General features: G+C 60.2%; 1 protein-coding gene. It reads left to right on the top strand.

The features are described from left to right. Positions 1-3,737: S-layer family protein (locus B9Z45_RS16445; RefSeq protein WP_146180956.1), on the top strand; the 3,737-nt coding region annotated here is incomplete at both ends.

Here is a 3,737-nt window from a genome sequence, read left to right as displayed (position 1 = left end):
TGTGGTGGAAGTCTCAGCCATTGCTATCACCAACCTGAGTGACAGCAGCGTTGCAGAAAACGCCGCCTACACCTCAAGCACCCCCAGCTTGAGCGGCACGCCCATTGGCGCGGTCACCTACAGCTTGGGCGGCGCAGACAGTGCGCTGTTCACGCTCAACACTGGCACCGGCGTGGTGAGCATGGTGGCGCGCAACTTTGAAAGCCCAGACGATGCGGGCGCGAACAACGTGTACAACTACACGCTGACCGCCACCGATGCTGACGGCAACAGCGCCGACCAAGCGGTCGTGCTGAGCGTTGTCGACTTCAACGACAACGCCCCGGTGTTTAGCAGCGGAGCCACCGGCAGCGTGCCTGAAAACGCCGCCACCACCCGTGAGATCTACACCGCCAGCACCACTGATGCTGACGGCACCGCGGCCAATAGGAACGTGGTCTACAGTCTCAAAGCGGCCACGGGTGACATCGCCTTGCTCGACATTGACAGCGCCACGGGCAAAGTCACGCTCAAGAACAGCGCCAATTACGAAGCCAAGAGCAGCTACAGCTTTACTGTGGTGGCCACCAATGTGGCCACCAGCGGCACACTGAGCACCGAGCAGGCCGTCATCGCCAACGTGACCAACGTGAACGACGCACCCACGGTGAGTGCCGCCCTTGCTTCAAATGCAAGCGAGGGAGATTCCAGCTACACCGTCAATCTGCTGCAAGGGGCCACGGATGCAGATGCCGGCGAGACTGCCACACTCAGCACGCAAAGCCTTACCTATCAGGTAAATGGTGGCACTGCCAGCGCCACACTGCCTGCAGGCGTGAGCATCACCGGCAACACCCTGACGGTCGACCCCGCCAACGCGGTGTTTAACAGCTTGGCCTTTGGTCAAAGCCAAGTGATTGTCGCCAGCTACCAAGTCACAGATGTGCAGGGTGCAAGCGTCAACCAAACCGCCACGCTCACCATCTCGGGCACCAACGATGCGCCCACGCTGAGCGCGAACACGCAGACCGCCAGCTATGCCAACGATGCCACTGCACAAACCGTCTTCAGCGGCGCGTTCATCAGTGCCGTTGACGCAGGCCAGACCATTAAAGGGCTCAAGTTCACAGTCTCAGGCATCACGGATGCGTCAAGTGAACTCATCACGGTGGACGGCACCGAGTTCAGTCTCACCCATGCCACTTCAGGGACCACCGCTGCGGGCTCTATCGTCTACAGCGTCACTGTCACAGGCAGCACCGCAACGATCACTCTGACGCACACAGCAGGCCTGACTGCAGCTCAAGCTCAAGCACTGGTCAACGGTATTGCTTACCGCAACAGTTCGACCAACGGCATGAGCGCGAACCGTGTGGTCACGCTGACAGAAATCACCGACAGTGGCATTGACAACAACGTCACCACGTTGAATTTGGCGACCACGCTCCAAGACGCATTGGCCCCCAATGTCGTCAGCGTCGCAAATAACGTCTCCAGTCTTGTCAAAATCGGTACTGGCGATGTCACCTACACCTACACCTTCAGCGAGGTCGTGACCGGTTTGACCTCTGCTGACTTCACCGTGACGCATGGCACTGTCGCATCCATCAGCGGCAGCGGCACCACCTGGACCGTGGTGGTGACCCCTGCAGCCAATGTGGCCAGCGGCAAGCTGGTCGTGGTGCTGAACGCCGGTTCAGTACAAGACAGCGTAGGCAACACGAGTTTGCAGCACACAGATAGCACCGTCTCCATTGACACGGTTGCGCCGGTGGTCAGCATCAACACCATTGCCAACAACGACATCGTCAACGCGGCCAAGAAAGCCGCTGGCGTGACTGTCAGCGGCACCAGCGATGCTGAAGTGGGGCAAGACGTCTCTGTGGCTTGGGGTGGGATTAGCAAAACGGGCAAAGTACTCGGCGACGGCACCTGGCAAGTTACCTTTGCAGCGGTCGAAGTCCCGGGGGACGTCGCCAGCAGCACGATGACGGCCAATGTTTCTGACCAGGCAGGCAATGCTGCTGTGGCGGCTACCCGTTCGGTGCGCATTGACACAACGGCCCCCACCATCAGCATCACGCCGCCGCTGACAAACGGTGCCACCGTGGACAATGATGCCGATGCCATCCTCAACAAGGCAGAACTCGATGCCGTGCTGCCCAATGGCTATCTGGCGGTCATTGGCGTTACCAATGCGGAAGCGGGTCAAACCGTTACTGCGTTCTTCAACAGCAAGTCGTACACAGCGACGGTGATCGCAGGCACGCCCAACAACACCTGGGCAGTGCAAGTGCCCAAAGCCGACTTGCTGGCACTCGCGCACGGCAACAGCTACAGCATCAGCGCCACAGTGAGCGACGCGGCGGGTAACCCCGTTGCAACACCTGCAAGCAGCACCCTGGAGGTCAAGCTGGCCCCGCCCGATGTACCCACGGTTGTGCAGCTCAACACCAACGACCTAACGCCGGTCATCACCGGATTAGCGCAAAAAGAAGATCCTGCCGATGTCAACTCGTACATTGCATTGGAAGCTGGCGACGCCATCACGGTCACGGTGGGCGGACAAACCTATACGCTCACCCTCGGGGCTAACGCAGGCGCCAGCACGCCCGCTGGGCTGACCTACAGCGGCAGCACCTGGTCTCTGGCTGTACCCACAGCGCTGACACAAGGCCAGTACAACGTAGGCGTCAGTGTCAATGCCGTTGGGTACAGCACACCAAAAACTGACATCTCCTCGAGCGAGCTGGTGATCAAGACCGATGCACCCGCCATCACCATCAATACGATTGCGGGTGACAACGTCATCAACATCGCAGAACACGGCGGCGCCATCACCCTGAGTGGCACCGCCACAGACAACATTCCGGGCGTCACCCCTGCCGTTAACACCGCTGCCGGTAAAAATCTCAGCCTCACCCTGGCCGGTGTCACCTACAGCGACATCGCCATCCAAAGCGATGGCACCTGGCATGTGGATGTGCCTGCTGCCAGCGTAGCGCTGCTAAGCGCCGCCAGCTACAGCGCCGTGGTGAATTACACCGGCGTGTATGGCAACACCGGCAGCCAGTCACAAAGCCTTGCGCTGGACTTGGTCAAACCCGCCACCCCTGATGCCGTGTTGACAACAGACACCGGCGTGACCGATGCCGCGCACGTCACCCAAAGCGCCGCGATTACAGCGCCGACCAACACAGAAGCCGATGCCACCCTGCAATACCGAATCACCAAGAGTGGTGAGACCGAAGGCGCGTGGGGCAGCTACGCCGCCCCTACAGTGGACGGCGCTTACACCGTCGAGGTGCGCCAAACGGACGCGGCTGGCAACCCCTCGGACATCCAAACCCTGAGCATTGTTCTGGACAACACGGCGCCGGTCTTTGGCTCCTTGGCCACTGCCAACGTGAATGAAAACGTAGCCGCTGGCACGGTTGTTTACACCGCCAATGCCAGCGATGCCAACGCAGGGGTGGTCTACAGCTTAAAGGCGGGGGTTGGCGATGCGATCAAGTTCACGATTGACGCTGCCACTGGGCAGGTCAAGCTGCAAGAGGTGCCCAATTACGAAGGCCAGATCAGCTACGCCTTCACCGTGGTGGCGACCGACAAGGCGGGCAACGCCACTGAGCAAGCGGTGGCGGTGACGGTGACCGATGTGGTGGAAGTCTCAGCCATTGCTATCACCAACCTGAGTGACAGCAGCGTTGCAGAAAACGCCGCCTACACCTCAAGCACCCCCAGCTTGAGCGGCACGC

It is taken from the genome of Limnohabitans sp. 2KL-17 (genome assembly GCF_003063415.1).
Taxonomy (GTDB): domain Bacteria; phylum Pseudomonadota; class Gammaproteobacteria; order Burkholderiales; family Burkholderiaceae_C; genus Limnohabitans_A.
Note: the sequence above shows the minus strand (reverse complement) of the source record. Positions and strands in the feature narration are given on the sequence as shown.